The following is a 25,686-nucleotide window of genomic DNA, read 5'->3' as shown; positions in this document are numbered from 1 at the left end:
TCCAGAAGGCGAGACTAGCGCATTGCCAGCCTAGAGCAACTTGGATTCGAACAGTCGCAAGTTCCCTGCCGGAACCGGCGATCGGACTGCATACCAAAACGCGTTCGGATCGGATCGTGGCGGTTACTGGAGCTTCCTCGGGTCGCCCGCGGACGGCCGCGCGGCATTGCGATGAAGCAGCATGACCTGCTCGGCGTCCGATATTCGGTCGTAAATCGGCTCCAGCGCACCGTCTTCGTCGAGCGAGAGAGCACCCGACAAATCGGGTGAAAGCACCGTTAGCTTCTGCCTGATGCCCGCCAGTTCCTCCATGCCGAGCGCCAGCCAGTTGTTGGCGCCGCAATAGCTGGCGAAGTCTTTGCTGGCGAGAACGCTGTGCGGATATTTCTTGGTTAGGGTCTGGAGGCGCTGGACCTCGTTTACAGCCGAGCCGAAGACGGAGAATGTGAGCCGGTCGGTAAGCCCGACATTGCCGAACATCACATTGCCGACATGCAGGCCGATACCATAGTTTATGTCGCTCAATCCCTGCTGCTTTCTGCGCAGATTGAGATCCATCATGCGCGCGGTGGCCTTGTGCGCTGCTGCAAGAGCGGCCTGGCAGGCGATCTCGGACTGTGAACGGTGCCTTGCGCAAGGGTAAACTGCAATGAAGCCATCCCCTATGAAACTCATGATCTGCCCGCCCTTACGATTGAAAGGCGCAGCAGCGGCGTCGAAAAACTGGTTCAGCGTATCGATATAGACTTCGCGGCCGGAGGTTTCGGCAAGTCTTGACGACCCGCGCATGTCGCCCATGACCAGTGCCGCCCGGATTGTATCACCCTCGCCGCGCTTGATCTGGCCGTCGAGCACGCGCCTGCCGGCGTCGCCGCCGAGATAAGTGGTCATCATGTTGTCGGCAAGCTTGGTGAGCACCGCCATCTTGGTTGCGATAGCGAGATGGTTCTGGATGCGCAGCAGCGCCGCAATCATGCTGTCGCTGAAGCCTGCGGCACTGTCGGTGGACCAAGACCCGATCATGCCCTGACTGGTGTTGCCGCTGAAGGGATGGACGAAAGCCATGTAATCGGTGACGCCCATCAGCTTGAGGTCATCGAAAACAGGAAATTCCGACGGCACCGACGGGTCGAGCCGGCGCCGCAGATGGTCGAGCTTGTGGCTGAGCAGATGGTAGTATGGGCTGGTCAGGAATCTGTCGGAGTGAACGCCGTTCTCCTTGCGGAAGCCTTCCACTTCCAGGCCCTGGCCGCGGAGCCAGGTGAAGCCGAGCGCGTCATAAAGCGGATGAAGCATCGAAAAGCTCAAATGCACCCGCTTCAGCGGCAGGCCGGCAGCAGCCAGCCGTTCACAAAAGCCCCTTACCAATGTTTCCAGATCGTCGCCCGCCAACGCCGATTGCGTCAGCCAATCGGCAACCTTATCCATGAGAATGGCAGAAATTTCTGCTTGCGCTGTGCTCATGCTATCTCGAAATCTCCTTGATCCGCCACAAATTCGCCGGCTCGGACGCCGTCAGGCCTTCACCACCGTCTCTCGGGCTAGCCCGAGGCGGCCAAAAATATTGCGTGTGTCGACGATCAGTAGAGCGTGATCCGCGATCGCCTGATAGTCGATCGCGTCGTGGTCGGTTGCAACGACGACAGCGTCGAAATCCTTCAGGGCCACCTCGGTCAATTCGACCGAGCGACGCCCCTTGATCGCCATATGCTCCCGTGTGGTCGGGATTTCGGTAACATGCGGATCGTGGAATTCCGCCTTGCCGCCCCATTCCTCGATGAGTTCAATGAGCCGCAATGAGGGGCTTTCGCGGATGTCGGGCACATTCTTCTTATAGGCGAGCCCGATGATGAGAATGCGCGAGCGGCTGAGCGCCTTGCCGCAGCGCCGGTCCAGCGCCTTCGCCAGTTCATCGACCACATGACGCGGCATGGCCGTGTTGATCTCTGCCGCCAGCTCGATGAAGCGGGTCGGCAGTTCGTATTCGCGCGCCTTCCACGTCAGGTAGAAAGGATCGATCGGAACGCAGTGCCCGCCAAGTCCAGGGCCAGGATAGAAAGGCATATAGCCGAACGGCTTGGTCTTTGCCGCCTCGATCACCTCCCAGATGTCGATTCCCATCGCACCGAGCACGACCTTCAACTCGTTGACGAGGGCTATGTTGACCGAGCGGAAGATGTTTTCCGTCAGCTTGACCGCCTCGGCGGTTGCCGTGGTGGAAACCGGAACGACGGTCTTGACCACGCCATGGTAGAAAGCCTGCACGAGCATCGCCGCTTCAGTGCCGTCACCTGCCACGACCTTGGGGATCGTCGCGACTTCAAAGCTGCGGTTGCCGGGATCCTCGCGTTCGGGCGAGAAGCCGAGGAAGAAATCTATCCTCGACCGCAAGCCGGTTTTTTCCAGGATGGGCTTGATCACGTCGTCGGTGGTGCCGGGATAGGTGGTCGATTCCAGCACGATCAGCTGGCCGAGACGCAGATGCTTCGCGATGGTGCCTGCCGTGTTCCTGACAAAGGAGAGATCCGGCTCGCGGTGTTTCGTCAGTGGTGTCGGAACGCAGATGATGATGACATCGCAGACGGCCAGTTCGGCAAAATCCGCAGTGGCGCGGAACCGTCCGCTCGCCACCTGGCCGGCAAGGGCTGGCGACGTCACCGCCTCGATGTAGGATTGGCCGTTGTTCAGGCTCTCGACCTTTTGGGGTTCGATGTCGAAGCCGGAAACCGGGAAGCCGGCGCGTGCGATCGCAACCGCCAGCGGCAGCCCCACATAGCCCAGTCCGATCACGCCGACTTGCGCGGCACGCGTCGAAATCCGGTTCAGAAGACGGTCATATGTCGATCGTGAGGCGTCCAAAAATGTGCTTCCCGTCAATTCGGACAGGCCGTCCGCTTCCATGGTGAGGCTCACCGCTCCCAAGAGCCCCGAGGCATATTGCGGAAAATCGATGTCCGCAAGCCGTCAGACCGGCACCTTCGCCTTAAGGCTTGCGGCAGCCATCGCATAGCCGCCGGCGGCGCCATCGATGAAATGAACGTGATCGCGCTGCAGCGGCGATGCGACGAGGCATGTCATCAAGGCCGATTTCTGGCGGTGCAGGCCATAGTTGCAGATGCCCGCCTCTTCCGCCTGTTTCAGCCGGTTCTCGATCCGTTGCAATACATCCGCGTCAACGTCGATGGTCATCTTCAAGCCATCGTCGAACTTCCGGAAATCCGAATTGCTGGCCACTTCGCGTTTGTAGATCTTCGGATCGAATCTGCCGATCGTCCAGCCATATCTATCCGTAACAGCCGTAAGCGTCATCAGGAACACTATCCACAGCTTCGACAGCCACCGCCGTCCTGCCGGCGCCATGGCCCGCGCCTCGATATCGAGGCCGGCGGGCAGCAAACTGTAGTCCGGCCCGTTCACTGGCACCGGGTGGCCATCGCGTTCCTGCCTGCCGGCTAGGGCGATAATGTCGGAAACCAGAAACTGAAAACCGCGCAAGTCGCGCGACGCCCCCGGTATGGCTATGATCGAGACAATTTCGCCATGCCGGGCTTCGATTGGGTTCCAGCGGCAGGAGAGGCCGGTCAGATCCGGCCGCGCGCCGGCCGGCGCAGGATCGATGCGGTAGCGCCCCGCTTTCATCTCGGCTTCCGCCCAACTGCCGCCACCTCCGGCGAACATGGCATAGAAGACTGCATCGGAGGCCTGGAACCTCGCCACGCGAACGTCGAGGCCTTGCGCTCTTATATCCTTTATCGGCACGATTGCGGCACGCAAGGTCAGATCCAGTTCGGCCGCCACCCATCTCTGGACAGCCGCCAGCGCGTTGCGGGTGATCTCCAGCGCCGAGCCGGGAAACGCCACGAGCGCGCCGTCGCCGCCGAAGACAAAGGGAAGATCTTGCCTACCCAGCGCATTGAGCAGCGCCGAAATGACGCTGGCACCGGCCATATTGACGGTTTTATAGCGCCCCGCCTCGATCGCCTTGGTAGAGCCGACGATATCTGCGGTGGCCAGCGCCCAGCCATCGGGGAGAGGCCGATAGTTATCGATATCGGCAACGCTTTCGAACCTGGCGAAGACCGGTAGGGAAGCGACAAACGGGTCGGACGCGGCAGCTGTTTCCATGAGCATCAGATAGCACATTCCAGTGCTTGAGGGTGAAGTCGATCATGCTTCGAAATTGACTTGCGCAGGCTTTCCGATGATAGGGTCCGGCGATGCGAATTGCCTTCTACGCGCCGCTGAAGTCGCCCAATCATCCCGTTGCCTCAGGCGACCGTCAGATGGCACGGATGCTGGTCAAGGCGCTGGAGCATGGAGGGCACAGCGTCGAACTGGCATCTGAATTGCGCTTCTATCTACGCGAACCGGATTCGAAAAGTTTCGATGCGCTCAAGGTCGAGGCCCGGGAGGAAGCCGCGCGGCTGGCAGGGCTTTGGGATCGTGACGGCAAGCCCGATCTGTGGTTCACCTATCATCCCTATTACAAGGCGCCCGACCTGATCGGGCCCGAACTGGCGTTGGCCTTTGGTGTTCCCTATGTGACAGCGGAAGCCTCCTATTCGAGGCGGCGCAACACCGGTTTGTGGGCCGATACGCAAGCGTTGGTGGCGCGAGCCGTCGAACAGGCGGCGCTGAACATCTGCTTCACGCAAAGGGATCTTCAGGGACTGGCAGATGCGATACCCGACGCCGCTTTCGGCATGCTTTCGCCCTTCATCGACACATCGCTATTCCGGGAAACACCGGCACGGGGTTGTCCGACGCGCCTCGTTACCGTCGCCATGATGCGCCCGGGCGACAAAGTCGAAAGCTATCGCATGCTGGCGCAGGCGCTCGGTTCGATCGGTCATCTGACCTGGACCATGTCGATCGTCGGGGACGGACCTGCCCGCGAGGAGATCAAAGCGCAATTCGCCGGCTTGCCCGCCGAGCGTATCGAATGGCTTGGCGCGCTTGAGCCAGCCGCCGTGCCGGATGTCCTCTACAGTGGGGGAATTTACGTCTGGCCGGGTTTCGGCGAGGCCTATGGCGTTGCCTATCTTGAAGCACAGGCCGCCGGCCTTCCGGTTGTGGCTCAGGATGTCGCCGGCGTGCCGGAGGTCGTGCGGGATGGCCAGGCCGGGTTTCTCACCCCGCCGGACGATGTGGCGGCGTTCGCTTCTGCCATTGAAAGGCTTCTGACCCGTAACGACGAAAGATCCATCATGGCCGCAGAAGCCAGACGTTTCATCCTCGAAGAACGTTGTCTCGGTGCTGCGGCGGCGCGTCTGGCCGAACTTCTTGCGAAGATCCCGGTCTCATGACATCCGATCAAATCTGGCAACCCTTGGTGGAGGAGCTGGCGAACTGGCAACGGGCGGACCGTAAGGCAGAGTTCTGGCTGCGCGACGATGACGGCGTTGATCCGACGCCTGCGCTTGATCGGTTGCTCGACCTCACTGGTGAATTCGCGGTTCCGGTGACTCTGGCCGTCATTCCCGCCCTGACTGACGAGAAGCTTGTCGTTCGGCTTGACGAGGCGCCGCATGCCACGGTCGCCATCCATGGCTGGGCGCACCGAAATCATGCTCCGGAGGGCCAGAAGAAGCAGGAGCTCGGCGCGCATCGGCCACGCGAGGCGGTGCTCGATGATCTGGCCCGCGGGCTGTCGCACATAACCGGCCTGCACGGCGCACGTGCCGTTCCGATGCTGGTGCCACCCTGGAACAGGATCGACGCCGGCTTGGTATCCGACCTTGGATCGATAGGATTTTCGGCATTGTCGGTCTATGGGCCGCCAAGACCGGCTTCACTTGCGGTCATCAACAGCAATGTCGACATCATGGATTGGCATGGCACGCGCGGCTGCCGCGATCATGGCCTGTTGGTTCAAGCCATCATCGCGCAGTTGCAGCATGCATTCGATGGAGGCGAACCGGCCGGCCTGCTCACCCACCATCTCGTGCATGATGAATCGGCCTGGCTCTTCCTCGAACGGCTGTTCACAGTCACCGCACAGACTGAAGCCTGCGTATGGCTTCCGATCAGGACATTGATCGGGCGCAGCGCCGGTAAAGCAATTCCACGAAAAGTGTGAATGGTTTTCCGTCCGGAATTGCGTCAAAACAAAGAGATAGAGGAAAACAGCTCAGCGCTTTTTGCGCAATGAGACTGGAAATTTGAGCGTCTGGCCATCCCGCGCGGCAAAAGCGCCGGTAAACCTGTCTTTGGCCAGTTTCTCGATCTCGTCCAGTTCCTCGTCGGTCCGTGTCGGATCGTGGTGAAACAGGGCAAGCCTGCGCGCACCGGCCGCCTCACAGAGCTTGACACCCTCTTGCCATGTCGAGTGCCCGTAACCGCGGCGGCGTTCCATTTCCTCCTCGGTGTAGGTGCAATCGTAAATGACGAGGTCGGCATCTTCGATCAGGCCGAGCACCGCCTGATCGAGTTTGTCCGGCTCGTGCTCAGTGTCTGTGATCATCGCCACGACGCGGCCGCCCCATTCGACCCGGTAGCCTATGCAGCCGCCCGGATGGATAAGACTGCCGGTTCGGACCACCACCCCTTCGCGCGGGCGAAGCACGTCTCCGGATACGAAATCGCGATAGTCGAGGCTTGCCTTGCAGGCTTCCAGTTTCACCGGAAACCACGGCGGCTGCATGAACTCATCGACCATCTGCCGGGTCGTCATGTGTCCTGCAAGATGCCCGGACCAAAGCGTAACCTTGGCGCCCCGATCATAGATCGGCGCAAAAGACGGCAACCCGATGATGTGATCGTAATGGCAATGGGTGAAAAGCAGGTCGAAATCGGTCACGCCCAACGCCTGAAGTGCCGCGCCGGCAGGCCGTAGGCCAGAGCCTGCGTCGAACAGAAGCGTATGCTTACCGCATCGCATTTCGACGCAGATTGAGTTGCCGCCATAGCGAGAGAATTCTGGCCCTGATACCGAAATGCTGCCGCGGACACCCCAAAACCTGACCAGGAAAACGTTGTCGTCCATGCTACCCCTTCGCCCATCATATCCAAACAACCGCTGCTAGGCGAGACAGGCTTTCTCCGGGTGATCTTCTCAGCGAGAGGACAGTGCCGTCACGACGGCGAGGATCGGGCGCACGTCCTTCGTTATTTGGCGCTTCGTGCGTCGATCAGATCCGCGGTCGTATGGCTTAGGCGATCGGCAAGAACCCGCAATATCTCGATGGTCATTTCCGGGAACTCCCTCATAAGCCTCAGGAAATGATCCTTGCGGATTCTCAAGGCTTCCAGCGGACTTGCCGCTCTGACGGTGGCAGTGCGGGAGCTGTTGCACAATATGGCGATCTCGCCAACGATCGAATTTGGCTCCAGTTCGGCAACTTTTATCGGTCCGCTATCGGAATCGACAAGAATATCCGCCCTGCCTGAAAGGATGACATAGGCGGCGTCTCCCTCGTCGCCCTGCCTGAAAAGGATCTGGCCGGCGCTGTAGCTCACACGATCGGATGTGAACGCAAGCAGCTTGAGCTTTGTCGGCTCGATGGCAGAGAACAAGGGAACGCGTTGCAGCATTCCAACTTCATCCTTGAGCAGCATTGTCGCAAACCTTCCAAAATTCGCGTTTGCCAGACTAGAGCAAGGGACGCCAAGATGGAATCAATTCTCTTTCCGAGATGGCGAGGCAAACCACGCGAAAGGTGGCGAGCCCGATGTCGTGCACCGGCAGAATGATCCATCTGAATGTCCGTTGCTCTATGACAACAGTTCCTTGAAGATACCGTTCCCCGCCAAGAGTGTCTCGTGTGTTCCGTCTTCCGCCAATTGACCCGAGTCGAAGACGACAACGCGATCGAACATCATCGCCATTGCCGGATTCGTCACGACCCACACAATTGCCGGCGAATGGCCGTCGCGCCTGGCTTCCTCGAGCACATTTCGCAGCACCTTATCCTGCATGCGCTGGTCGAGCGCCGACAGCGGCCGGTTGAGAATGAGAAAATCGGGACGCTTGAGCAAGGCCCGGGCAACATCGAGCTTCTGTCGCTGTCCACCGGTCAGCCGCCTCCCGCCGGAGCCGACGTTGAAGTCCAGGCCGACATCCAGAAGTTCGCCATAAAGCCCGAGTTCGTCAAGAATGTCATAGACGATGGAGCGTATGCGGTCGGGCGCGTCGGGATGATTGTTGCCCACACGCCCGAACAGGACATTATCCATGACCGTGGCCGCGGCAATGTATTTGGCAGGATCATACCGTTCGATCGCATTGTGCAACTCGGGCGGCAGGTCTTCATAGAACCGGTTGCGTGCAGCGACGATCTTGCTCATCAGCTCGTCGCTCAGCAGGCCGAAGCGGTGCCGGGGCTCGATGTAGGCAAAGCTCAAGGTGACGATCATGGCGCGATCGTTCTCCGAAACCGCCTCGTAGGGACGGTTCTTGAGCCGTTGCAGCAAGGTTTCGTAGGCGGGTATCTCCTCCGCGCTCATGAAGGCGAGCTGCTGGAAGAACTGGTGATCGGGCGGCAGGTCGGCAAACAACTCGATCGCCTGTTTGGCGATCTCCAAGCCCATTTCGTAGAGCGTGCGGTCGAGGCCGGCTTGCCTCAGCACGGAAGCAAAATAGGGATTGGCCGCCAGCGCCCTGTCGGCCAGTTCGGGACCGGCGGCAGCGCCGAAGAGCAGGTTTTGGCCGATCGTTGCTTCCTTGTTGTAGGCGCCCGGTTCGAAAGGAACCACCAGTCCGCTCAGCCCCTCTTGTTCCAGCCGGGTCCGCAGCGCCGCACGCAGTTCGACGATCCGCCTGGCAAGCTCCGTGTGACGCGTGAGGTCAGCTGAAGAGCGCAATCCGAGATCCAGAATGTCACGCGACAGAACAACCGCGTCGAGCACCCGGCGCACGGCTTCAAAGAGGTCGTGCGGGCCGGTAGCGCCAGCGGAAGCATAGTTGATCCAGTCGCCGTGGATATCAAGATCCGGATTGCCCGACCGGCGCGCCTCGTGAATGTTCCAGCGGTGCTGATCTGCCGCAGCACCGTCATAAGGCACCGATGTCAGCGGCGCATGCTTCAACCCGTAGAGCAGGTTGTCGCGGAGGCTTGCCTGGAACAGGAAAACATCCGACGAGGCATACGATATGCGCCGGCCGGTTACTGCTTCGGGGAGTTCAAGCAGGTCGTCGGTGCCCGAAGCGACCTTTCCGCTGTCTGGCCAGATCAGCCGCGCGAAGGCTTCTGCAAGCGCCTCCGCTCCACCTGTTGCGGTACTGACCAGTGCCACCGTCTCACCCGGCTTGACCTGGAGGGAGATACGGTTGAGGAGCATCGCACCGCCATCGTCTGCTATGGACAGATTGATCGCCGACAGCGGTTTGGTCATCGGATCGGGATCGTCGATCGTCAATGCCATGATTTTCGGCGCGATGAGACCTTCGACGGTGAACTGTTCAACGACCTGTTGATATTTGACCTGGACATCCTGCCGATCCTGATCCCAGTCGATCAGTTCCTTCATCGGTCCGGGCAGGTCCTTGTAGGCGCCGATCACGGCCACGAGCTGGCCGACGTCCAGCCGCCCCTGGAGGACCAGATACCCGCCGATCATGTAGAACAGAAAGGGCGTGAGCTGCGCGAGAAAATTGTTGAGGAACTTTACCATGAATTTCCATTGGTAAAGATCGAAGCGGATCTTGAAGATGAGCCCGAGCCGGGCAGCTATGTCGGCGCGCTCGTAGTTTGATGTATCGTGGACGTGAACCGCGCCGATGCCGTCGACGATTTCGCCAACCCGGCCCGAAAGCGCGCGCGCCGTCAACTGCCGTTGGCGCCCGAGCACGATCAGCCGCCGCCGCATTCGCGGGATGAGCACGATCTGGATCGCCACGATCACGACCGCTATCATTCCGAGCCAGACGTTCTGGATCATGATGAACAGCATGGCCGTCAGCGCTTGGCCGCCGAGCAGTACCGGCTGCAGGAAGGCGTCGCCGATGAAGCCGCCCAGCGGCTCCACCTCGTCCTTCACCATGGTCGCCACTTCGGCGGACTTCACCCGCTTGAAGTAAACCGGCGGAAACCGCAGCACGCGGTCGACCAGATCGAAGCGGATACGCCGCAGCATGCGTTCGCCGAGGCGGCCCTTGTAGGTGTTGATGTAGAATTTGAACAGGCCGTTGATGACGACTAGCAAGAGGAACACAAGGCTCAGGGCAAACAGGGTCTCCTCGCGGTCGAGCTGAAAACCGGAGAAGAACTGGACCTCTCCAATGAACGGCAGGTTATAGTGTAGCCTCATGAATGGCTGGGTCGCGCCCGGTTGCTCGAAGCCGCGACCTTGGATCGGTCCGTTGACGATCAGCTTCGGCAGGTCGAAGGACATGAAATACGGGATCATCGAAAGCACGACGATCATCAATATCCAGAGCTGCTGCTTCTTGGTGTGCGTCCAGATATAGCGGGCTAGGCTGGCTTCCATATGCGACTGTGGACCCTTCAGTTGGAAGCATGCAGGATGTAAAAGCACCTGCTGGCGAATGGCGTATCGGCAATTTCTTCATCGCCAGCGACAAGCTCGAAGCTGCCGTGCACGGACATTGCCCCGCGCTCAACTATGCAAGGAACCTGCGAGGCGGCGCGATCCAGTTCCGGCGCATGGTCGATGGCAACGACATGGGCATTGTCGATCGGCGAAGAAAGCAGCTGGCCAAACGATCCGCGGCTTTCGTAGGGCTTTGGCGAACAGCTGAGCAGCACGAGGCCGCAGCTGCGCGGCTGGTGCTGGCGGATGGACGCCGATGATCCGGACAGATGCAATAGGCTCTCTCCGGCACCGGGCAATAGCCAAGCGGCTTGCAGCATGATCACGTCCGCGGAATCAAACAGTCTTGCGGGAGGCAAGATTGCGTTGTGTCGCCCAGAATCCCAACATACAAGACGAATTATGATGGATGTCACGCAACCACGCAATGCCATGGACTGGCACGAGCAAGCCTTGGACCTCACACGGGGAATTGCTGCTTATGTCAACTGCCCTCTCGTGGCAGGGCTGGCGCGCGTCGTCGCCAAGCATCCGAAGGCCGATATTGCCAACGCCTTCAACCACAAGCAGGTCGCCTGCAAGATGTGGGCGCTCGACAGGCTGTTCGAAAGCGGCGGCGGCCGCTTCGGGCGCATATGGGTTCTGGGTGGATGGTACGGCGTATTGCCGGCAATGCTTTTCAACGATGCCCGCTTCGACATCGCGGCGATCGATAGCATCGACATCGATCCTGAAGTCGCGCCGGTCGCCCGGACCCTCAACCGGGAAGCCGGCGACCGGTTCCGGGCGCTGACGGCAGATATGTACGCACTCGACTATGCGGCCGGGCGGCCCGACCTGATGGTCAATACGAGCTGCGAACACATAGCCGATCTGCGCGCCTGGCTTGCTCTGCTTCCGCCGGGCACGAATGTACTGCTGCAATCGAACGATTATTTCAGCGAGCCGACGCACATCAACTGCGTGGCTTCGCTTGCAGCCTTCGAGGAGATGGCGGCGCTACGGGAGGTGCGGTTCTCCGGCGAACTGCCGACAAAAAATTATACGCGCTTCATGCTGATTGGAACTGTTTAATGCATTTCGCCCAAAAGTGCGTAGCGGTTTTGGGACAACGATACGCATAAAAACAGGACTTGAAGCGCGTCGCACGAATCTCACGGACGCTACGCGCGTTAGGATCTATCGTCTGTTTGATCATGAACTTTTCCGAAACCGGGCCCCACATTTAGGGACCATGTTCGATACCGCTCGCGCAGGATTTGCGCCGAGCGACGCGCGCCTTCCAGATCGAGACGATGCGCGGATGGCGTCCGTCCCACAAGCGCCTGTTCGATAGCTTGCGCCAAACCTTCAGGCGTCAGGTCCTTTTCCGTCAGCACCGTTGCAAGACCGAGTTCTTCGAGCATCAGGGCGCGAACCGTCTGTTCGGTTTCCCCGCCGGCTGCAAATGGGACGAGCAGGGAGCGACAACCCGCGCGCAGTACATCGCAGACCGTGTTGTAACCCGCCTGCGAGACTGACAGGCGGGCGCCGGTCAGCAGGCTGGCGAAATCCTCGCGGAACCGGAAGATGGACAGGCCCGGCGTGGCATCGCGTGCGATTGCGTCAAACTCGTCTTTCGGCAGGTTCGGGCCGGTGATCAAACACCATTTCCAAGCGTTGTTGGCATTCCGCGCCGCTGCGATGGTGGAGCTGACAAGGCTCTTTCCGGCAGCCCCGCCGCCAACCGACACCAGAACGTCGAAGCGCTCGGAGGCTGCGGGCGATGGCGGCGCGGCAACGAGCCCTGTGTAGGTGACCTCGGCCCTGATCGCCCCAGCCAATGGAAATGTCTTGTCGATGGTTGCGAAAGCCGGATCGCCGTGGACCATAACAAGGTCGAAATGCCTGTTGATGAGATCGACCGTTTCCTCGTTTCGGCCCGGCTTGACGCGCTCCTGGAGGATATCGCGGACGGACGTCACCAGCGGCGGTCTGGGCGACGTCGCGTCGATGACCTCGATCAGCGGCAAGAGTTCGAAACGCATCTGCCGGCGTCCAAATGGAAACGCCTCGACAATGACGATATCAGGCCTGCAATCCCGGAATGCCTGCAGCAGCATCTCTGAACGCCATTTCTTGAAATCATCGTCGATCGGGTTGCCTTGCAGGTCGACAAGTCCCGAAAATCCTTCATCACCGGAGGTGACAGGTGGCAGGGTTACAGATTTTACCCCCAGTCCTGGAAACCCGGCGATCGGCGCTCCACCGGTCACGACGGTTACGTCAAACCCGTCATCGACCAGAGCCGCCGCAATGCGGCTGGCGCGCGCGAGATGGCCGATGCCGAGCAGGTGCTGGACATAGAAGAAAGCGCGCAGCCGCTTCATTCGGCGGCCCGCCACTCCCGCTCGAACAGTTCCTTGAGCTGTCCAATGCTTGCCATATGATCGAAATTGCCGCGCACGCGCCGCTCTGCGGCGTCGCCGAGGCGGACGCGCAGCACGGGATCGCGGATCAGGCGCTCCAGCGCCTGTGCCAGGGCAATCGGGTTTTCCGTCGGAACCAGCAAGCCGGTTTCATCCGGCGATAAAAGCTCCGGCACGCCGGAAGTATCGGTCGACACGCAGGCAAGGCGCTGGCTAGCCGCCTCCACCAGAACATTCGGCAGACCGTCGCGGTCGCCATTTGCGGTGATCCTGCAGGCCAGGGCGAAGATGTCGGCACGGCGGTAGTGCTCAAGCACCTCCTCCTGCGCAAGCGCGCCTTTCCAAGAGACGCGACCATCCACGCCGAGCTTTTGCGCCAGCGCCTTGAACCGTTCCAGTTCTTCGCCGCCGCCGATATGCTCGAAACGCCACGCCAAATCGCCGGGCAACAGGGCAAGGGCCTCCAGCAACGTGTCGTAACCTTTCTTTTCAACGGCGCGCCCGACACTCAGAACGACAACCGGTTCGTCCGGCGCCGAGCCGTCATGCTGCTTTCGCGCCTCGCCGAAACTGCCGAAGCGATCAAGGTCGAGCCCATGATAGCTCAGATGCACAGACGAGTTGCCGTTAGCGAGTTTTTTCAGACGGTCGAAGCCGGTTTTCGTGCAAGTGACCGTCCAGCGCGCCGAGGAAAGCTTGCCGGCCAGATCCCAGTCCGCCGAAGTCCAGATGTCCTTGGCATGGGCCGAGCAGGTCCAGGGCAGGCCACGAAGCTGGCTGGCATAGCGCGTCACCGATGCAGGCGTGTGCGCGAAATGGGCATGCAGCCAGCCCGCGTTTTCCGGCCATTCGGCCGCCAGCACGAGCGCTTGCCCGAAGCGGCGCGCGCGATTGCGCGTAAAGTCGCGGGGCATATCGGCAGCCAGCGATCCGAGCGCGCGCCAGAAGCCCGGACGCAGCAGATAGGCAAACAGCGAGCGAAGCACGCGCAGCGGCTCTTCATGCAGATATTCCGGCAGATAATGGACGGGCGCTTTGATCTCGTCATGCACGGGGTGGCGTTTTTCGTCGGTCGGCCGCCTGAGCGCGACAAGTATCAGGTCGAACCCCGCACGCTCAAGACCGAGCAATTCCTGCGCGATGAAGGTTTCGGACAGCCGCGGATAACCCTTCAGAACCACGACGATCTTGCGATGTTGCAACTCAGGTCATTCCTTCAATGACTGAAAGGTGATGGCCGGCCCGCCGGTCGAGCAGTTCCGCGACGATTTCGGAAATATGAGGCAGCCCTTCCAGCGTCAGATGCGGATTGCTCTGCGATGGGCGGGGCCGGTCCGGCAGCACCTTCAGTGCATCGGCAAACCGCCGGGAATCCTCGGCTTCTTCCGGCAAAAACATCTCGATGAGGCCGAGTTCGGCCGCGCGCCGTGCGCGGATCAGTTGTTCCTTGCGGGGCTCGACGCGCGGCACGATCAGCGCCGGCTTGTCGAAAGACAGTATCTCGCAATAGGTGTTGTAGCCGCCCATCGCCACTACCGCCTTGGCGCCGGCAATCAGGTCTTCCATGCGGTTGTCGAACTCGATGATCCTGATATAGGGGATCTTGGACCCCTTCTTGAGCAGCTTGTTGCGCTTGCGCGCCGGCATGTAAGGCCCAAGCACGATCAGGGCCCTATGCTGCAATTGCGGATCCTGCTGATAGGCATCGATGACGTCGTGAATCAGATCGGCGCCGTCACCGCCGCCACCGGTGGTAACGAGGATATAGTCGCCCTCGGGCCGATGGCCGGGCAACTCGTTCCGCTGCAGGCTCCGTTGCAGGAAACCGACGAACCTCATCTTTGCCCTGACAGCCGGCGGCACATCCAAGCCGGTCAACGGATCGTAGAAATCCGGCGGGCCATAGGCCCAGACCTTGTCGTAGAACAGGCCTATCTTGCGCATCACGTCCCGGCGTGCCCACTCTGCTTCGAGCAGATGCGGCGCATCCATCACCTCGCGCAGGCCAAGCACCAGCGTGGTGCCCCGCGTCTTGAGGTAGGACAGCGTGTCCTCAATCTCACCGCGCAGGCCGAGCGGTTCCTTGTCGACGATGAAGATATCCGGCCGGAAGGTCTCGGCCGTGTGGCGGATGATCGACTGGCGCATCCTTAGCGTCTCATGCAGATCGATGTCCTTTTCCAGCGAGGTGTATTCGCCGTTGCGCAGCTTGATGACGCTGGGGATCTTCACGAAGTCGACACGGGCACGGTAGTCGAAGGCGCCAGCGATAGTCGCACCCGAAATGATAAGCACCTGAAGTCCGCGGAAATCCTCGACCAGCGAATGCGCGATAGTTCGGCAGCGCTGCAAGTGGCCGAGCCCGAACGTGTCGTGGCTGTACATGAGAATTCGAGCGTTTTCTGCGTGCTGGGTCATTGTTGAACGTCTCTTAGAATTCTCGCTTTGAGGACCGTGAGCGACCCGCCGGCTTCGAAACCATCCTGGTTTTGAAACATGAGGCCGCGATTTTGAATTTGCATTACTTCTGTGGAATGCCTGTCAGATAGGGCTTTCTGATTGCCTGAGTCCGAAACTGGATGGAGGGGCGAATATCGCCTCGGCGGGAGCGGGCCGAGACTCCCCGTTGTTGTTTTGGGATGAATCGAAGGGGAAAGCGGTGTCCAAAAGATCGGCAGAAGTCATCCCTCTTGATTCCAAAGCTGCGGTCTCTCCGAACTCGACGGTTTCGGAGCGGTGAAAGCGAATTCCGCGATCCTGCCCATATAGTCAATTGCTTGATCGGTATACGAAAGGACAGGGTCGCCGGGCGTCGCACGGCACATGTTGTTGCAGAACTCGTTTCGCGCGCCATCGCTCTCGGTCTTGGGAGACCAAAGGTGCTGCCCGTCAATCTCTTGACGGGCGGTCTGATTATGATTCACCGACCAGAACTGAGCCATCTATCGCCCAAGCTAGCCTGAATTTCGCCAGGAATCGAGTGGATGCCAGCGCTCACAACACACCGCCCGCAGCGGGTGTGTGCAGCACCGGTTGCTTGTCGATCGCTATGGCCTCTGGCTAATGCCTTAGCTGGGGCGGTGACGGTACTTTTTGAGACGACCTGAGCGGGCCATCGAACGTCGCGAGGTGCAAAAACCGCTCGATTGGTCCCGACAGTTGGCGAAACCTCAAAATATTTTTGCGACGACTTTAACCTTTAGAATCAAGAGCGTAATTTTTTGACGGCGTTGAAGTCGCCGCGATCGGGGAAAAAATGCGGCATTTCTCTCCTCCCAGTCCGCCCATTGCTGCAAGCCGACGGCATCAATCGCATCCTGCTCGGCTTAGGCAGGCTGCGAAAGCGAGCGAGGTCTTCGGGCTCCATGGTGTAGACGGCAAGAAAGCGGGGTATGCGGCGGTTTTTCCTTCGTGCTGTCAGAAGCATGCTGGCTGCTTAGACTCTTGGAGGGCCCAAGTCACTGCGCAGTACCACTCTCTAAATGCCCGCCCGCTATCGGGGACGCCGCGCTCCTCAAGGTCCCGCAGTCCGCTGGTCAGTACCTTCGCCGAAGGTTATTGATTTTCTCGGCCGGGTTCTCCTTTCGTGGTGCCGAGGCGGTTAAGCAGATTGAGCGTGATCCTGCCGACATCGTTCATGGCGCCTGCGGCTGGCAGCGCGCCGCACCAGGCAACCGAGCTTGCCGAAAAGATCAAGCCGCCTGCTGCGAGCTTTCGCAGGGTCATTTCGGCGCAGCGGCGGGCGATGCGTTGCGTATCGCCGCCCTCATACCAGCGCGTCGGATCCTGGAAGAAGCTGTCCGGAAATCCCGTCGCCCGCGCGATCACGACGGTGTCAGCGGAAGTGCCGAGGGCTGGATCTGTCGCATCCACTTCGTAGCCCGCGGCACCACCCAGCACGATGCCGTCCGTGCCGAAGGTCGCATTTTCAACGCCTTCGAACAGCCATGCGAATCCTGCTTCACGGCTTTCCTCAGTGCGCGTGAAGGGGCGCGCGCCTTCGAATCCCATCAGTGAGATCGCGCCACCGATCAGCGAGAATTCGCCTCGGCCGCGCGAGCGGAGATAGCCGCCTGGTTCGTTGGTGATCGACAGCGCCTGTTCGGCGACCGGGCCCTCCCAGGTGCGGCCTGCCTCCAGCGGCGAGCGCCGCAGCTCCATCAGGTCGTCCTTGAAAGCCACAGTGGCAGCGAAGCCGTTTCCGCCGAGATAGGCGATGCTGCCGCCTTCGGCCACAAACTGCCGCAGCGCCTGCTCCATCTCGATCGACATATATTCGGGGTGACTGCCGGTGACGACGGCTTGATGTCGACGCAGACCGTCTATGCCGCATTCGTGCAAGTCGTGATCGGTCAGGACGTCAAACATGATTCCATTTCCGTGGCAGAATCGGAGGAAGTGCAGATCGACCGGCAAATTGTGTGGGCAGCCGCAGAGCGGATAGTCGTAATCGTCCCTGAGCGTCACTTTCGGCTTTTTGTAGGAACAGATGGAAACACCGCTAAGGTCGGAATGGTAGTCGTAAAGAGATTTCAGATTGTTGGCGATCGCGAAGCGATGTCCCCGGTCGTCGCCTTTCCATTCATAAAGATGATCCGGGAGATATTCGTCGGCATAAGCGAGATAGGTGGCCGTCGGCACGAGATACAACAGCGGCGACGAGACCTGTGACGAGGTGACGAAGAACACCACGCGTTCGTCGCCACCCTCCCATTCGACCTGGAACGCGTAGACGCCTGGGTGTGCGTTTTCAGGGATCGTCACGCGGTGTGATGCCGGCCACTCAAGCGGGCCGATGTCGTCGTCGTGGCAATGGATAGCGTCGTAGTGCGACGGCACCAAGCGAGGCTCGAAGCTCGATCCGTCCCAGCGTGCCGAAGTCACGCAGAAGGCTGGCTGATTGATCACATCTAGGAGCAGCGGATCTGCTCCGCCCGACGACAGGATCGGTTGCGTTGGTAACAGCGTCGGGAAATCCCAGGCAACAGTCCCCTGTGGGGTGTCGAGCCGGATCGCAGCAAATTTCGCGTTGAGGGTAGGTTCGTGGTTGGTGGCACTTGCGCCGAAATGGATGCCGTGCCCTTGGAGGTTCCACGCCGGGCTGCCAAAACCTTCACGGAGTTCGTAAGGCGCGAGAAGATCATGGGATTTGATGCGCAGACGCGATTGTTCCTGCCGCAGATCCAACTCGACAGTGAGCCACACACCGGTTGGCGCCTTCTTCTCGACAAGGGTTTCGTCACCGATTTCCACGACTAATGCGCCGTCGCGGAGGCGCAGCCCGACGGCGCCTGCCTCCAGGATCGTGCGCGCACCTTCGTTGCGCGTGAGGAACAGCTCAAAACGTATACCGTGGAGGGCTTGTACTTTGGCCAGTTCGCCGGGCCGCACGAACAGGAACGACCCCTGGTCGAAATGCCGACGCCGTGCTTCACCTATTGTTTCGATGGCCCAGGTGAGAAATTCCGGAGCCGGCTTGTCGAGCCGGCAAATTCGTGTGGCCTTTATCGGCCGATCGCATGACAGGCTGAGCTTGATCCGCTGGCCTGCTTTGGCACTCCAGGGGGTGGTATAGCCAACCACGCTCATCGCGTCGTGGTCTACTGCGCGCTTCATATATCCCTCCCGATGAACTCCAGATGGGCTGGGGCGAACCGCGTAGACCGGTCCGATGTCGGCCAATGCGCTGCCGCTCTGACAAGCAGAGTTTCGCATGGCGCACTACAGCCATGATGTACATGCTTGTATAGATAAGCTGCATTCGGATAGTCTCGACGTGATCGGTCCAAGCGCGACATTACCAAGGAGGATGACATGCGCAACGCATCTCTCTTCGATCTGTCAGGCAGGAAGGCGCTTGTAACCGGCGCAAGCCGTGGCATCGGGCGCAGCATCGCCGAGGCGCTCAGCGCGGCCGGCGCCGACGTCGCCGTCACGGCGCGCAGCGTGACCTCGCTCGAGAAGACGATGGCCGCTATCCGCACCGCCGGCGGGGTCGCGCACGCCGTCGCCCTGGACGTCACTGACGTCGACCGGTGCCGGGCGGCGACAGCCGAGGCCGGCAGCCTGCTCGGAGGTCTCGATATTCTCGTCAACAATGCAGGTACGGAAGAGGTCCGGCCTTCACTCGATGTCGACGAGGCCTTGTGGGACAGGATTGTCGATACGAATCTCAAAGGCGCCTTCTTCTGCGCCCAGGCCGCTGCGCGGCAGATGAGAGACGCCGGACGGCCCGGCGTCATTATCAATCTCTGTTCGTTAACTTCCGAGGTTGGGGTTCCCACGGCGGTGCCGTACGGCTCGTCGAAATCAGGCCTCCTCGGCATGACGCGGGCGCTTGCGGCGGAGTGGGCCGATCTTGGGATCCGGGTCAACGCCATTGCGCCTGGCTATTTCAGGACAGCGATGACAGACGTGTTGTACAGCAACCAGGCATGGCAGCAATCGATGCTCGCCAAGATTCCGCAGCGCCGTTTTGGTGATCTCCCGGACCTGCACGGAATCGCGGTGTTCCTCGCTTCGGATGCGGCAGCCTACATAACCGGCCAGTCCATTCCCGTGGATGGAGGCTTTCTCGCATCGATTTGAAGGCTTCAGGGGCTGGAGATGTGTCCCAGAAGTGATCGACAAGCGCTAACCGTAATTGCGTCCTAAGAAAAGGAGCCGCCATGTCTGACGTCAGCTTCCACCGCCTGTCATCCCTCAGTGTCGATCAGCGGTCCAGTTTACTGAAACGCGCAGAAGGAGATCTGTCTTCCTTCATCGAAAAGGTCCGTCCAATCATCAAGGCCGTCAAGGATGAAGGTGACACGGCCTTGCTCCGGTTTGCGCGCGAACTCGACAAAGCCGATGTTGCCGAGGGTGGGCTGAAAGTTTCGGAAGCGGAGTTCGACGCGGCATTCGACAAGGTCGACAAGGATGTCGTGGAGAGTATCCGGTTCGGCATTGAGAACATAAGGCATTTCCACGAGGAGCAGCGCCCGGAAACGATGTGGCTCAAGGAAGTTCGGCCGGGCGCCTATGCGGGTGACCGATACACACCGATTGCTTCCGTTGCGCTTTATGTTCCGCGCGGCAAAGGCGCCTTCCCCTCGGTGACGATGATGACCTCGGTTCCGGCGGTGATTGCCGGGGTTCCCCAGATCGCGATCGTGACGCCTGCGACTTCGGATGGTTCCGTCGACGCCGCGACGCTGGTTGCTGCCCGCATTGCCGGCGTGGAGACCGTGTACAAGTGCGGCGGCGCCCATGCGGTCGCCGCCGTCGCCTATGGAACCGAGACCGTGAAGCCTGCCGTGAAGATCGTCGGGCCGGGGAGCCCGTGGGTGGTGGCGGCAAAGAGCGTGTTGTCCCCGATCATCAACACAGGCCTGCCTGCCGGCCCGTCCGAAGCGATCATCTTTGCCGATGACAGCGTCGACGGCGGCCTGGCCGCTCTTGACCTGTTGATAGAGGCCGAGCACGGCCCGGATTCGTCGGCCTATCTGGTGACGCATAGCCGCAAGGTCGCCGAAGCCGCGTTGATTGCGATACCGGAACACTGGTCCCGAATGAGTGAACAGCGTGTGGAGTTCTCGCGCGCGGTGCTGACTGGAAAGCGCGGCGGCATCGTGCTGACCGAGTCGCTGGAGGACAGCTACCGTTTCATCAACGATTATGCCCCGGAGCACCTCGAGATTCTGTCAACGGAGCCATTTGCGCACCTTGGACGTATCACAGAAGCCGCCGAGATCCTAATGGGACCGCACACGCCGGTGACCCTGGCTAACTTCGTCCTGGGACCCAATGCGGTGCTGCCGACCAGCCGGTGGGCGCGAACCTTTGGACCGCTTTCGGTGACGGATTTCGTCAAGAGATCGTCGGTCGGCTATGTGACCTCGGCGGCCTATCCGGAACTCGCGTTGCATGCCCGCAGGCTCGCCCGCTACGAAGGGTTCAGCTCGCATGAGAACGCGGTTTCGGAGATCCGCGATCGCTATCTCGCCGGCTGAGCGGAAACGATGACGATGAGGGCGGCGCGACTCCATGGACCCGGCGACCTGCGCGTCGAGGATATCGCCGCGCCAGCCGCTCCCGAGCCAGGCTGGGTGAAGCTGAGGGTCGATGCCGCAGGCATTTGCGGTTCCGATCTTCACAACTTTCGCACGGGCCAATGGATAAGCCGGGCGCCCTCGACGGCTGGCCATGAGCTGACAGGCACGGTGATCGCTATCGGCGAGGGCGTGGACATCGTCGCTGTTGGCGACCGCGTGGTCGCCGATTCCCGTTTCTGGTGTGGAGAATGCGCGCAATGCCATGCAGGCAGGCGGCACCTTTGCACGTCGCTGGGCTTTGTCGGCGAGATATGCGACGGCGGATTTGCCGAACAGGCGGTCCTGCCCGCACGCCTGCTGCACGTCGTCGATGCCGCGCTTGACGAACGGGTCGCTGCGATGGCCGAGCCGCTGGCTGTAGCGTTGCACGCAGTGCGGCGTCTGCCGAAAACGGCCGGCTCCGTTCTTGTGGTCGGCTGCGGGACTATTGGCGGGCTTGCCGCACTGCTGCTTTCCCGGACATTCGCAGGTACCGTGCTCGTCGCCGATCGCAACCCTGGCCGATGCGCCCGGGTGGCGCGGGTGACCGGCGCCAGCATCGTCGACTTGAACCGGGACGCCATTGCCGCCGCCACCGCGGATGCCCCCCTGCTTGCTGCCGTCGAAGCGACCGGCAGCATCGCAGCACTCAGCCAGTTGCTCGGCGTTCTCGATGCCGGTGGCACCGTTGCGATGGTCGGCATATTCCATGGGCGCCTCGACATCGATCCCAACATCCTGGTTGAACGCGAAATCGCATTGCTGGGATGCCACGCCTTTGCCGATGAGCTTCCCGACGCCATTCGGATGCTCGGCGAATTGACCGAGCCCATGGTCGAACTGATCGACCGCGAGATCGGCCTGGATGATGTTCCCGCAGCCTATGAGCGGCTGTTGGCGGGGCAGGGCGATGGTTTGAAAACAATCATCCGGATGCGGTCTTCCGGGCGCGTGTGATTTCCGAACGTTGCCGGAAAGGATTTTGAAATGATCACTTTGCCCGATACCGCCAGCCCTCTTTACGAGAAGGTCAAGGACTACATCCTGACGAACATCGGAATGGGCCAATGGAGCAAGGACCGGAAGCTGCCGTCCGAAAATGAATTCGTGGCGACACTCGGCGTGTCTCGTATGACGGTCCATCGTGCCTTGCGGGAGTTGACCTCTGCGGGTTTTCTGATCCGGCTCCAGGGCGTCGGCACATTCATCGCGCCACCTCGACCGCAATCAGCACTGATCGAGATCAACAACATCGCGGCGGAAATTGTCGCGCGGGGAAACAGGCATCGCTCCGAGGTTATCGTGCTCGAAAAGATCACGCCGACAAAGGAGCTCGCGCTTTCCTTCGAGTTCGCAAAACGCGCGCCGGTCTATCATTCCATCGTCGTCAACTTCGAGAACGACCTGCCTGTGCAACTGGAAGAGCGTTTCGTGAACCCGGGCCTGATACCCGACTATGACAAGCAGGACTTTTCCAAGACAGCAACCTACGACTACCTCATGCAGAAAACCCCGGTGACGGAGGTCGAGCACATCATCTCGGCGACCCCTGCCGATGCCGAGACGGCGCGGCATCTGGGCATCGATGTCGGCAGCTGCTGCCTGTTTCTGCATCGCCGGACATGGACGGGCGCCATCGTTGCCACGATCAGCAAGCTGACTTACGTTGGCAGCCGCTACTCGCTTGGCAGCCGGTATTCTCCGTCTAAAAAAACTTGATCGCAGTGAAGCGAATCAGACTCGGAAGGAGGGGTCTAACTTGTATATGCATGTATGTATTTAGCCTTGACATCCGCTATTGCTAACGTTGAAGTGTCGTCGCACTTTCGTTGAACGGGCAGCTAAGATGCCGAGGCACGGTGCCGCAAGAGCAGACGCCGGCATTCTCACCAGGCCGGAGTTTGGTTCAAAAAAGCGGCGTGATCATCAAGGGGAACAAGATGATGCGTAATCTAGCAGGACAATTTCGGGCGCTCGTTATGGCTGCTGCTGTCGGGTTTGCCCCGGCGGCCTACGCGGCCGACACGACAATTCCGGCGACGCCTGAGGCAGGAACGTTCAAGATCGGCATCGAGCCATGGCTGGGCTACGGCCAGTGGCACGTCGCCGAGGCCAAGGGCCTGTTCAAGGCAAGCGGGCTGTCCGACGTGCAGATCGTGAACTTCGCGGAGGACAAGGATATCAACGCCGCCCTGGCGAGCGGCCAGCTCGATGCCGCCAACATCGCGACGCACACGGCTATGGGAATGGTTGCGGCCGGCCTGCCGGTGAAGATCGTGCTTCTGCTCGACGTCAGCATGACGGCAGACGCCATGATCGCCGGCAAGGACATCGCCACCGTCGCCGACCTCAAGGGCAAACAGGTTGCTTTTGAGGAAGGCACGACGAGCGACATCCTGCTCAAATACGCGCTCGCCAAGAACGGCATGTCGATCGCCGATGTCCAGCCGGTTCCAATGCCGGCGGCGGATGCCGGCAGCGCCTTGATCGCCGGCCAGGTTCCAGTCGCAGTCACCTATGAGCCTTATCTGACCGCGGCAAGAGCGCAGAACAAAGACCTCAAGCTGCTCTTCACCGCGGGCGAAGATCCCGGCCTGATCAGTGACGTATTCGTGGTGCGCGACGAGGTGATCAAGTCGCGTCCCGGCCAGGTGCTTGCCATGATCAAGACCTGGGATGCGGCCCTGAAGGCCTACAACGCCGACACGCCCGACGGCCGGGCGATCATCTCCAAGGCGGTCGGGTCGAGCGTCGAAGACCTCAACACCGCCTTTGATGGCGTGCGTTACTATACTCTCGCCGAAAACAAGGATGCGCTGACCGGGGAGTTCTCCACCAAGACATTTGCGGATGTAGAGGCGGCCGCCAAGAACGCCGGGCTGCTGCAGGCGGACGTGACGCCGGAACAGATGATCGACCCGTCATTCGTCAAGGCCGCGAAATGACGAGGGCCGGCTCGCGGTGGTGACGCAAATGTCCGAGCAGCGTGCGACCGAGCCAAGCCCGTCTCACGCAGCGCCGGGGCCGGCGATCAAACAGCCGATGCGCCGTCGCCCCTCCGCCGGGCTCGGCGCGCCCATCGCACGCTCGCGCTTCCTGATGATAGCAGTGGCCGTCTTTGCCGGCCTCGGCCTCGCCTGGTGGGCGGCAACGGGGCTGGGACTGGTAAAGCCAATTTTCCTGCCGTCGCCGGGAAGCGTGGTGACCCAGCTCGGCAAGCTCTCGGGTGACGGCACGCTATGGCTGGATCTCAGGACCTCGATATACCGTATTTCTGTTGGCTTTCTCATCGCCTCCGCATTGGCGATTCCGATCGGCGTGCTGATCGGCAGCTTCAGAACCTGGGAAGCGGCGATCGAGCCACTTGTGGATTTCATCCGCTACATGCCGGTGGTCGCTTTCGTGCCTCTCTCCATCCTGTGGTCGGGGACGGGCGATGCCCAGAAATTCCTGATCATCTTCATAGGCACCTTCTTCCAGCAGGTGCTGATGATCATGGACAATGTGAAGCGGGTTCCCGCTGATTTCATCGGCCTTGGCAGGACGCTCGGCCTGCCGGATCGCAAGATCCTGACGCGCATCGTCGTTCCCAGCGCCTTGCCAGGCATCTGGGATACGTTGCGCATAAGTCTCGGCTGGGCATGGACCTGGCTGGTGTTGGCGGAACTTGTCGCGGCGACATCAGGCCTCGGCTACCGCATCACCGTGTCCCAGCGCTATTTCCAGACAAACACCATCATCGGCTACATCCTGCTGCTGGGCGTGCTTGGCCTCATTACCGACCAGGTCATGAAGGCACTGGGAAAAGTGCTGTTCCGGCAGGAGGGCCACGTGCAATGAGGCCGGGCCGATGAGTTTGCCCAAACTGCGGATCGAAGGCCTCCACAAAAGCTTCGGCACGGGCGCACGGCGCACGGAAGTGCTGCGCGATATCAATCTCGATCTTGCCGACAACGAGTTCGTCTCGCTGGTGGGCACGTCGGGTTGCGGCAAGAGCACGCTGCTGTCGATCGTTGCCGGACTGCAGGATTTCGACGCGGGAGATCTTGCTATCGATGGTGCGCCCATCCTGCGGCCGGGCCTCGACCGCGGCGTCGTCTTTCAGTCCTACACCCTGCTTCCCTGGCTGACGGCGCAGCAGAACATCGAGTTCGCGCTCAAGGCCGCGGGTCATGACCGCGCGACCTGCCGCAGGATAGCGCGCGAGCATCTCGATCTGGTCAAGCTCCCTCATAGCGCCAATCGCTATCCATCTGAGCTTTCTGGCGGCATGAAGCAGCGCGTGGCCATAGCGCGTGCCCTTTCCTATCGACCCAAAATGCTTCTGATGGACGAGCCCTTTGGCGCGCTCGATGCCTTGACCAGGCATCAGATGCAGGAACTCCTGACGCAGATCTGGGAGGAGCACAGGCTCACCGTGCTCTTCGTCACCCATGATGTGGAAGAAGCCGTCTACCTGTCGGACCGCATCGTCGTGATGGGGATCGGGCCGGGACGCATCATGCAGACCTTCAATGTCGATATCGAGCGCCCGCGCCGGGAAGAGGTCATGGAAACTCCGGCCTTCATGGATTTGCAGCGCCGCGTGCACAAGGCGATCCGCGAGGCTTCTAAACGTCCCGAAATGGTTTAGGCAGGCCACTCATGCGTGTCGGGTCCAAGAGCGGAACCAACGCGGCTGGACGCGGAGGACTTTAGCGTAGAATTACTTACAA

Annotated in this window: 21 protein-coding genes; 11 read left to right on the top strand and 10 right to left on the bottom strand. The window is 60.6% G+C overall.

Annotated elements, in window-relative coordinates; all coding sequences use genetic code 11:
- Positions 1 to 123: 123 nt before the first annotated feature.
- The 3 genes from NKJ84_RS13545 to NKJ84_RS13535 all read right to left on the bottom strand — a co-directional run bounded on the left by NKJ84_RS13545 (position 124) and on the right by NKJ84_RS13535 (position 4,143).
- On the bottom strand, positions 124 to 1,464 hold the full coding sequence (locus NKJ84_RS13545; protein WP_352506847.1) for an adenylate/guanylate cyclase domain-containing protein: 1,341 nt from the start codon (positions 1,462 to 1,464) through the stop codon (positions 124 to 126).
- Positions 1,465 to 1,515: 51 nt separating this feature from the next.
- A complete protein-coding gene (locus tag NKJ84_RS13540; protein ID WP_352506846.1) occupies positions 1,516 to 2,859 on the bottom strand; it encodes a nucleotide sugar dehydrogenase in 1,344 nt (447 codons plus the stop codon).
- A gap of 105 nt (positions 2,860 to 2,964) precedes the next feature.
- The gene (locus tag NKJ84_RS13535) at positions 2,965 to 4,143 is read right to left on the bottom strand and encodes a DUF3095 domain-containing protein (protein WP_352506845.1); all 1,179 of its coding nucleotides are present in this window, start codon (positions 4,141 to 4,143) and stop codon (positions 2,965 to 2,967) included.
- A 74-nt stretch (positions 4,144 to 4,217) separates the two neighbouring features.
- On the opposite strand from NKJ84_RS13535, the gene NKJ84_RS13530 reads away from it, so the two are divergent.
- Together NKJ84_RS13530 and NKJ84_RS13525 are read left to right on the top strand one after the other, a co-directional pair.
- Positions 4,218 to 5,306, top strand: a complete 1,089-nt coding sequence (locus NKJ84_RS13530) for a glycosyltransferase family 4 protein (RefSeq protein ID WP_352506844.1) — start codon at positions 4,218 to 4,220, stop codon at positions 5,304 to 5,306.
- On the top strand, positions 5,303 to 6,079 hold the full coding sequence (locus NKJ84_RS13525; protein WP_352506843.1) for a polysaccharide deacetylase family protein: 777 nt from the start codon (positions 5,303 to 5,305) through the stop codon (positions 6,077 to 6,079). The genes NKJ84_RS13530 and NKJ84_RS13525 overlap by 4 nt, the downstream gene beginning before the upstream one ends.
- A gap of 51 nt (positions 6,080 to 6,130) precedes the next feature.
- On the opposite strand, the gene NKJ84_RS13520 is transcribed toward NKJ84_RS13525, so the two are convergent.
- The 3 genes from NKJ84_RS13520 to NKJ84_RS13510 form a co-directional block, all read right to left on the bottom strand.
- Positions 6,131 to 6,985: an MBL fold metallo-hydrolase gene (locus tag NKJ84_RS13520; RefSeq protein ID WP_352506842.1), complete on the bottom strand. Its 855-nt coding sequence runs from the start codon at positions 6,983 to 6,985 to the stop codon at positions 6,131 to 6,133.
- 122 nt (positions 6,986 to 7,107) lie between these two features.
- Entirely contained in the window at positions 7,108 to 7,557 is a 450-nt protein-coding gene (locus NKJ84_RS13515; protein WP_023675957.1) for a cyclic nucleotide-binding domain-containing protein, read from the bottom strand.
- 156 nt (positions 7,558 to 7,713) lie between these two features.
- Positions 7,714 to 10,428, bottom strand: coding sequence for an ABC transporter transmembrane domain-containing protein (locus NKJ84_RS13510; RefSeq protein ID WP_352506841.1), 2,715 nt, complete (start codon positions 10,426 to 10,428; stop codon positions 7,714 to 7,716).
- 29 nt (positions 10,429 to 10,457) lie between these two features.
- Here NKJ84_RS13510 and NKJ84_RS13505 point away from each other — a divergent pair, with 29 nt between their 5' ends.
- Positions 10,458 to 10,751: a hypothetical protein gene (locus tag NKJ84_RS13505; protein ID WP_352506840.1), complete on the top strand. Its 294-nt coding sequence runs from the start codon at positions 10,458 to 10,460 to the stop codon at positions 10,749 to 10,751.
- 145 nt (positions 10,752 to 10,896) lie between these two features.
- Positions 10,897 to 11,565 carry a class I SAM-dependent methyltransferase gene (locus NKJ84_RS13500; protein WP_352506912.1) on the top strand — a complete coding sequence of 223 codons (669 nt, stop codon included), beginning with the start codon at positions 10,897 to 10,899 and terminating at the stop codon, positions 11,563 to 11,565.
- 98 nt (positions 11,566 to 11,663) lie between these two features.
- On the opposite strand, the gene NKJ84_RS13495 is transcribed toward NKJ84_RS13500, so the two are convergent.
- From NKJ84_RS13495 to NKJ84_RS13480, 4 genes are all read right to left on the bottom strand, one after another.
- Complete coding sequence (locus NKJ84_RS13495; protein WP_352506839.1) at positions 11,664 to 12,860, bottom strand: glycosyltransferase family protein; 1,197 nt, start codon at positions 12,858 to 12,860, stop codon at positions 11,664 to 11,666.
- Positions 12,857 to 14,101 carry a glycosyltransferase gene (locus tag NKJ84_RS13490; protein ID WP_352506838.1) on the bottom strand — a complete coding sequence of 415 codons (1,245 nt, stop codon included), beginning with the start codon at positions 14,099 to 14,101 and terminating at the stop codon, positions 12,857 to 12,859. Before NKJ84_RS13490 ends, NKJ84_RS13495 begins: the two co-directional genes overlap by 4 nt.
- A 1-nt stretch (position 14,102) precedes the next feature.
- Positions 14,103 to 15,317 carry a glycosyltransferase family protein gene (locus tag NKJ84_RS13485; RefSeq protein ID WP_352475773.1) on the bottom strand — a complete coding sequence of 405 codons (1,215 nt, stop codon included), beginning with the start codon at positions 15,315 to 15,317 and terminating at the stop codon, positions 14,103 to 14,105.
- A 1,137-nt stretch (positions 15,318 to 16,454) separates the two neighbouring features.
- Positions 16,455 to 18,515, bottom strand: coding sequence for a N,N-dimethylformamidase beta subunit family domain-containing protein (locus NKJ84_RS13480; RefSeq protein ID WP_352506837.1), 2,061 nt, complete (start codon positions 18,513 to 18,515; stop codon positions 16,455 to 16,457).
- Between the two features lie 198 nt (positions 18,516 to 18,713).
- Here NKJ84_RS13480 and NKJ84_RS13475 point away from each other — a divergent pair, with 198 nt between their 5' ends.
- From NKJ84_RS13475 to NKJ84_RS13445, 7 genes are all read left to right on the top strand, one after another.
- Positions 18,714 to 19,487 carry an SDR family NAD(P)-dependent oxidoreductase gene (locus NKJ84_RS13475; RefSeq protein WP_352506836.1) on the top strand — a complete coding sequence of 258 codons (774 nt, stop codon included), beginning with the start codon at positions 18,714 to 18,716 and terminating at the stop codon, positions 19,485 to 19,487.
- An 80-nt stretch (positions 19,488 to 19,567) separates the two neighbouring features.
- Positions 19,568 to 20,890 carry a histidinol dehydrogenase gene (hisD, locus tag NKJ84_RS13470; protein ID WP_352506835.1) on the top strand — a complete coding sequence of 441 codons (1,323 nt, stop codon included), beginning with the start codon at positions 19,568 to 19,570 and terminating at the stop codon, positions 20,888 to 20,890.
- A gap of 15 nt (positions 20,891 to 20,905) precedes the next feature.
- Positions 20,906 to 21,928 carry a zinc-dependent alcohol dehydrogenase gene (locus NKJ84_RS13465; RefSeq protein WP_352506834.1) on the top strand — a complete coding sequence of 341 codons (1,023 nt, stop codon included), beginning with the start codon at positions 20,906 to 20,908 and terminating at the stop codon, positions 21,926 to 21,928.
- Positions 21,929 to 21,958: 30 nt separating this feature from the next.
- Positions 21,959 to 22,690 (top strand): histidine utilization transcriptional repressor HutC, encoded by a 732-nt coding sequence (gene hutC / locus NKJ84_RS13460; protein WP_352506833.1) that lies wholly within the window; start codon positions 21,959 to 21,961, stop codon positions 22,688 to 22,690.
- Positions 22,691 to 22,914: 224 nt separating this feature from the next.
- Positions 22,915 to 23,916 carry an ABC transporter substrate-binding protein gene (locus tag NKJ84_RS13455; protein WP_502895563.1) on the top strand — a complete coding sequence of 334 codons (1,002 nt, stop codon included), beginning with the start codon at positions 22,915 to 22,917 and terminating at the stop codon, positions 23,914 to 23,916.
- Between the two features lie 97 nt (positions 23,917 to 24,013).
- Positions 24,014 to 24,811 (top strand): ABC transporter permease, encoded by a 798-nt coding sequence (locus NKJ84_RS13450; protein WP_352506911.1) that lies wholly within the window; start codon positions 24,014 to 24,016, stop codon positions 24,809 to 24,811.
- 10 nt (positions 24,812 to 24,821) lie between these two features.
- Complete coding sequence (locus NKJ84_RS13445; protein ID WP_352506832.1) at positions 24,822 to 25,604, top strand: ABC transporter ATP-binding protein; 783 nt, start codon at positions 24,822 to 24,824, stop codon at positions 25,602 to 25,604.
- The last annotated feature ends 82 nt before the right edge of the window (positions 25,605 to 25,686 follow it).

Source organism: Mesorhizobium sp. M0048, assembly GCF_040323405.1.
GTDB lineage: Bacteria > Pseudomonadota > Alphaproteobacteria > Rhizobiales > Rhizobiaceae > Mesorhizobium.
This window is presented reverse-complemented; position numbering and strand designations above follow the sequence as displayed.

What these genes read in the sequence shown, in the direction of transcription:
- NKJ84_RS13475 (WP_352506836.1), top strand. Translation starts at nt 18,714, where the DNA reads ATGCGCAACGCATCTCTCTTCGATCTGTCAGGCAGGAAGGCGCTTGTA.
- NKJ84_RS13530 (WP_352506844.1), top strand. Translation starts at nt 4,218, where the DNA reads ATGCGAATTGCCTTCTACGCGCCGCTGAAGTCGCCCAATCATCCCGTT.
- NKJ84_RS13455 (WP_502895563.1), top strand. Translation starts at nt 22,915, where the DNA reads ATGCGTAATCTAGCAGGACAATTTCGGGCGCTCGTTATGGCTGCTGCT.
- NKJ84_RS13525 (WP_352506843.1), top strand. Translation starts at nt 5,303, where the DNA reads ATGACATCCGATCAAATCTGGCAACCCTTGGTGGAGGAGCTGGCGAAC.
- NKJ84_RS13450 (WP_352506911.1), top strand. Translation starts at nt 24,014, where the DNA reads ATGCGCCGTCGCCCCTCCGCCGGGCTCGGCGCGCCCATCGCACGCTCG.
- NKJ84_RS13535 (WP_352506845.1), bottom strand. Translation starts at nt 4,143, where the DNA reads ATGTGCTATCTGATGCTCATGGAAACAGCTGCCGCGTCCGACCCGTTT.
- NKJ84_RS13505 (WP_352506840.1), top strand. Translation starts at nt 10,458, where the DNA reads ATGCAGGATGTAAAAGCACCTGCTGGCGAATGGCGTATCGGCAATTTC.
- NKJ84_RS13510 (WP_352506841.1), bottom strand. Translation starts at nt 10,428, where the DNA reads ATGGAAGCCAGCCTAGCCCGCTATATCTGGACGCACACCAAGAAGCAG.
- NKJ84_RS13545 (WP_352506847.1), bottom strand. Translation starts at nt 1,464, where the DNA reads ATGAGCACAGCGCAAGCAGAAATTTCTGCCATTCTCATGGATAAGGTT.
- hisD (WP_352506835.1), top strand. Translation starts at nt 19,568, where the DNA reads ATGTCTGACGTCAGCTTCCACCGCCTGTCATCCCTCAGTGTCGATCAG.
- NKJ84_RS13515 (WP_023675957.1), bottom strand. Translation starts at nt 7,557, where the DNA reads ATGCTGCTCAAGGATGAAGTTGGAATGCTGCAACGCGTTCCCTTGTTC.
- NKJ84_RS13465 (WP_352506834.1), top strand. Translation starts at nt 20,906, where the DNA reads ATGAGGGCGGCGCGACTCCATGGACCCGGCGACCTGCGCGTCGAGGAT.
- NKJ84_RS13485 (WP_352475773.1), bottom strand. Translation starts at nt 15,317, where the DNA reads ATGACCCAGCACGCAGAAAACGCTCGAATTCTCATGTACAGCCACGAC.
- NKJ84_RS13500 (WP_352506912.1), top strand. Translation starts at nt 10,897, where the DNA reads ATGGATGTCACGCAACCACGCAATGCCATGGACTGGCACGAGCAAGCC.
- NKJ84_RS13520 (WP_352506842.1), bottom strand. Translation starts at nt 6,985, where the DNA reads ATGGACGACAACGTTTTCCTGGTCAGGTTTTGGGGTGTCCGCGGCAGC.
- NKJ84_RS13445 (WP_352506832.1), top strand. Translation starts at nt 24,822, where the DNA reads ATGAGTTTGCCCAAACTGCGGATCGAAGGCCTCCACAAAAGCTTCGGC.
- NKJ84_RS13495 (WP_352506839.1), bottom strand. Translation starts at nt 12,860, where the DNA reads ATGAAGCGGCTGCGCGCTTTCTTCTATGTCCAGCACCTGCTCGGCATC.
- NKJ84_RS13480 (WP_352506837.1), bottom strand. Translation starts at nt 18,515, where the DNA reads ATGAAGCGCGCAGTAGACCACGACGCGATGAGCGTGGTTGGCTATACC.
- hutC (WP_352506833.1), top strand. Translation starts at nt 21,959, where the DNA reads ATGATCACTTTGCCCGATACCGCCAGCCCTCTTTACGAGAAGGTCAAG.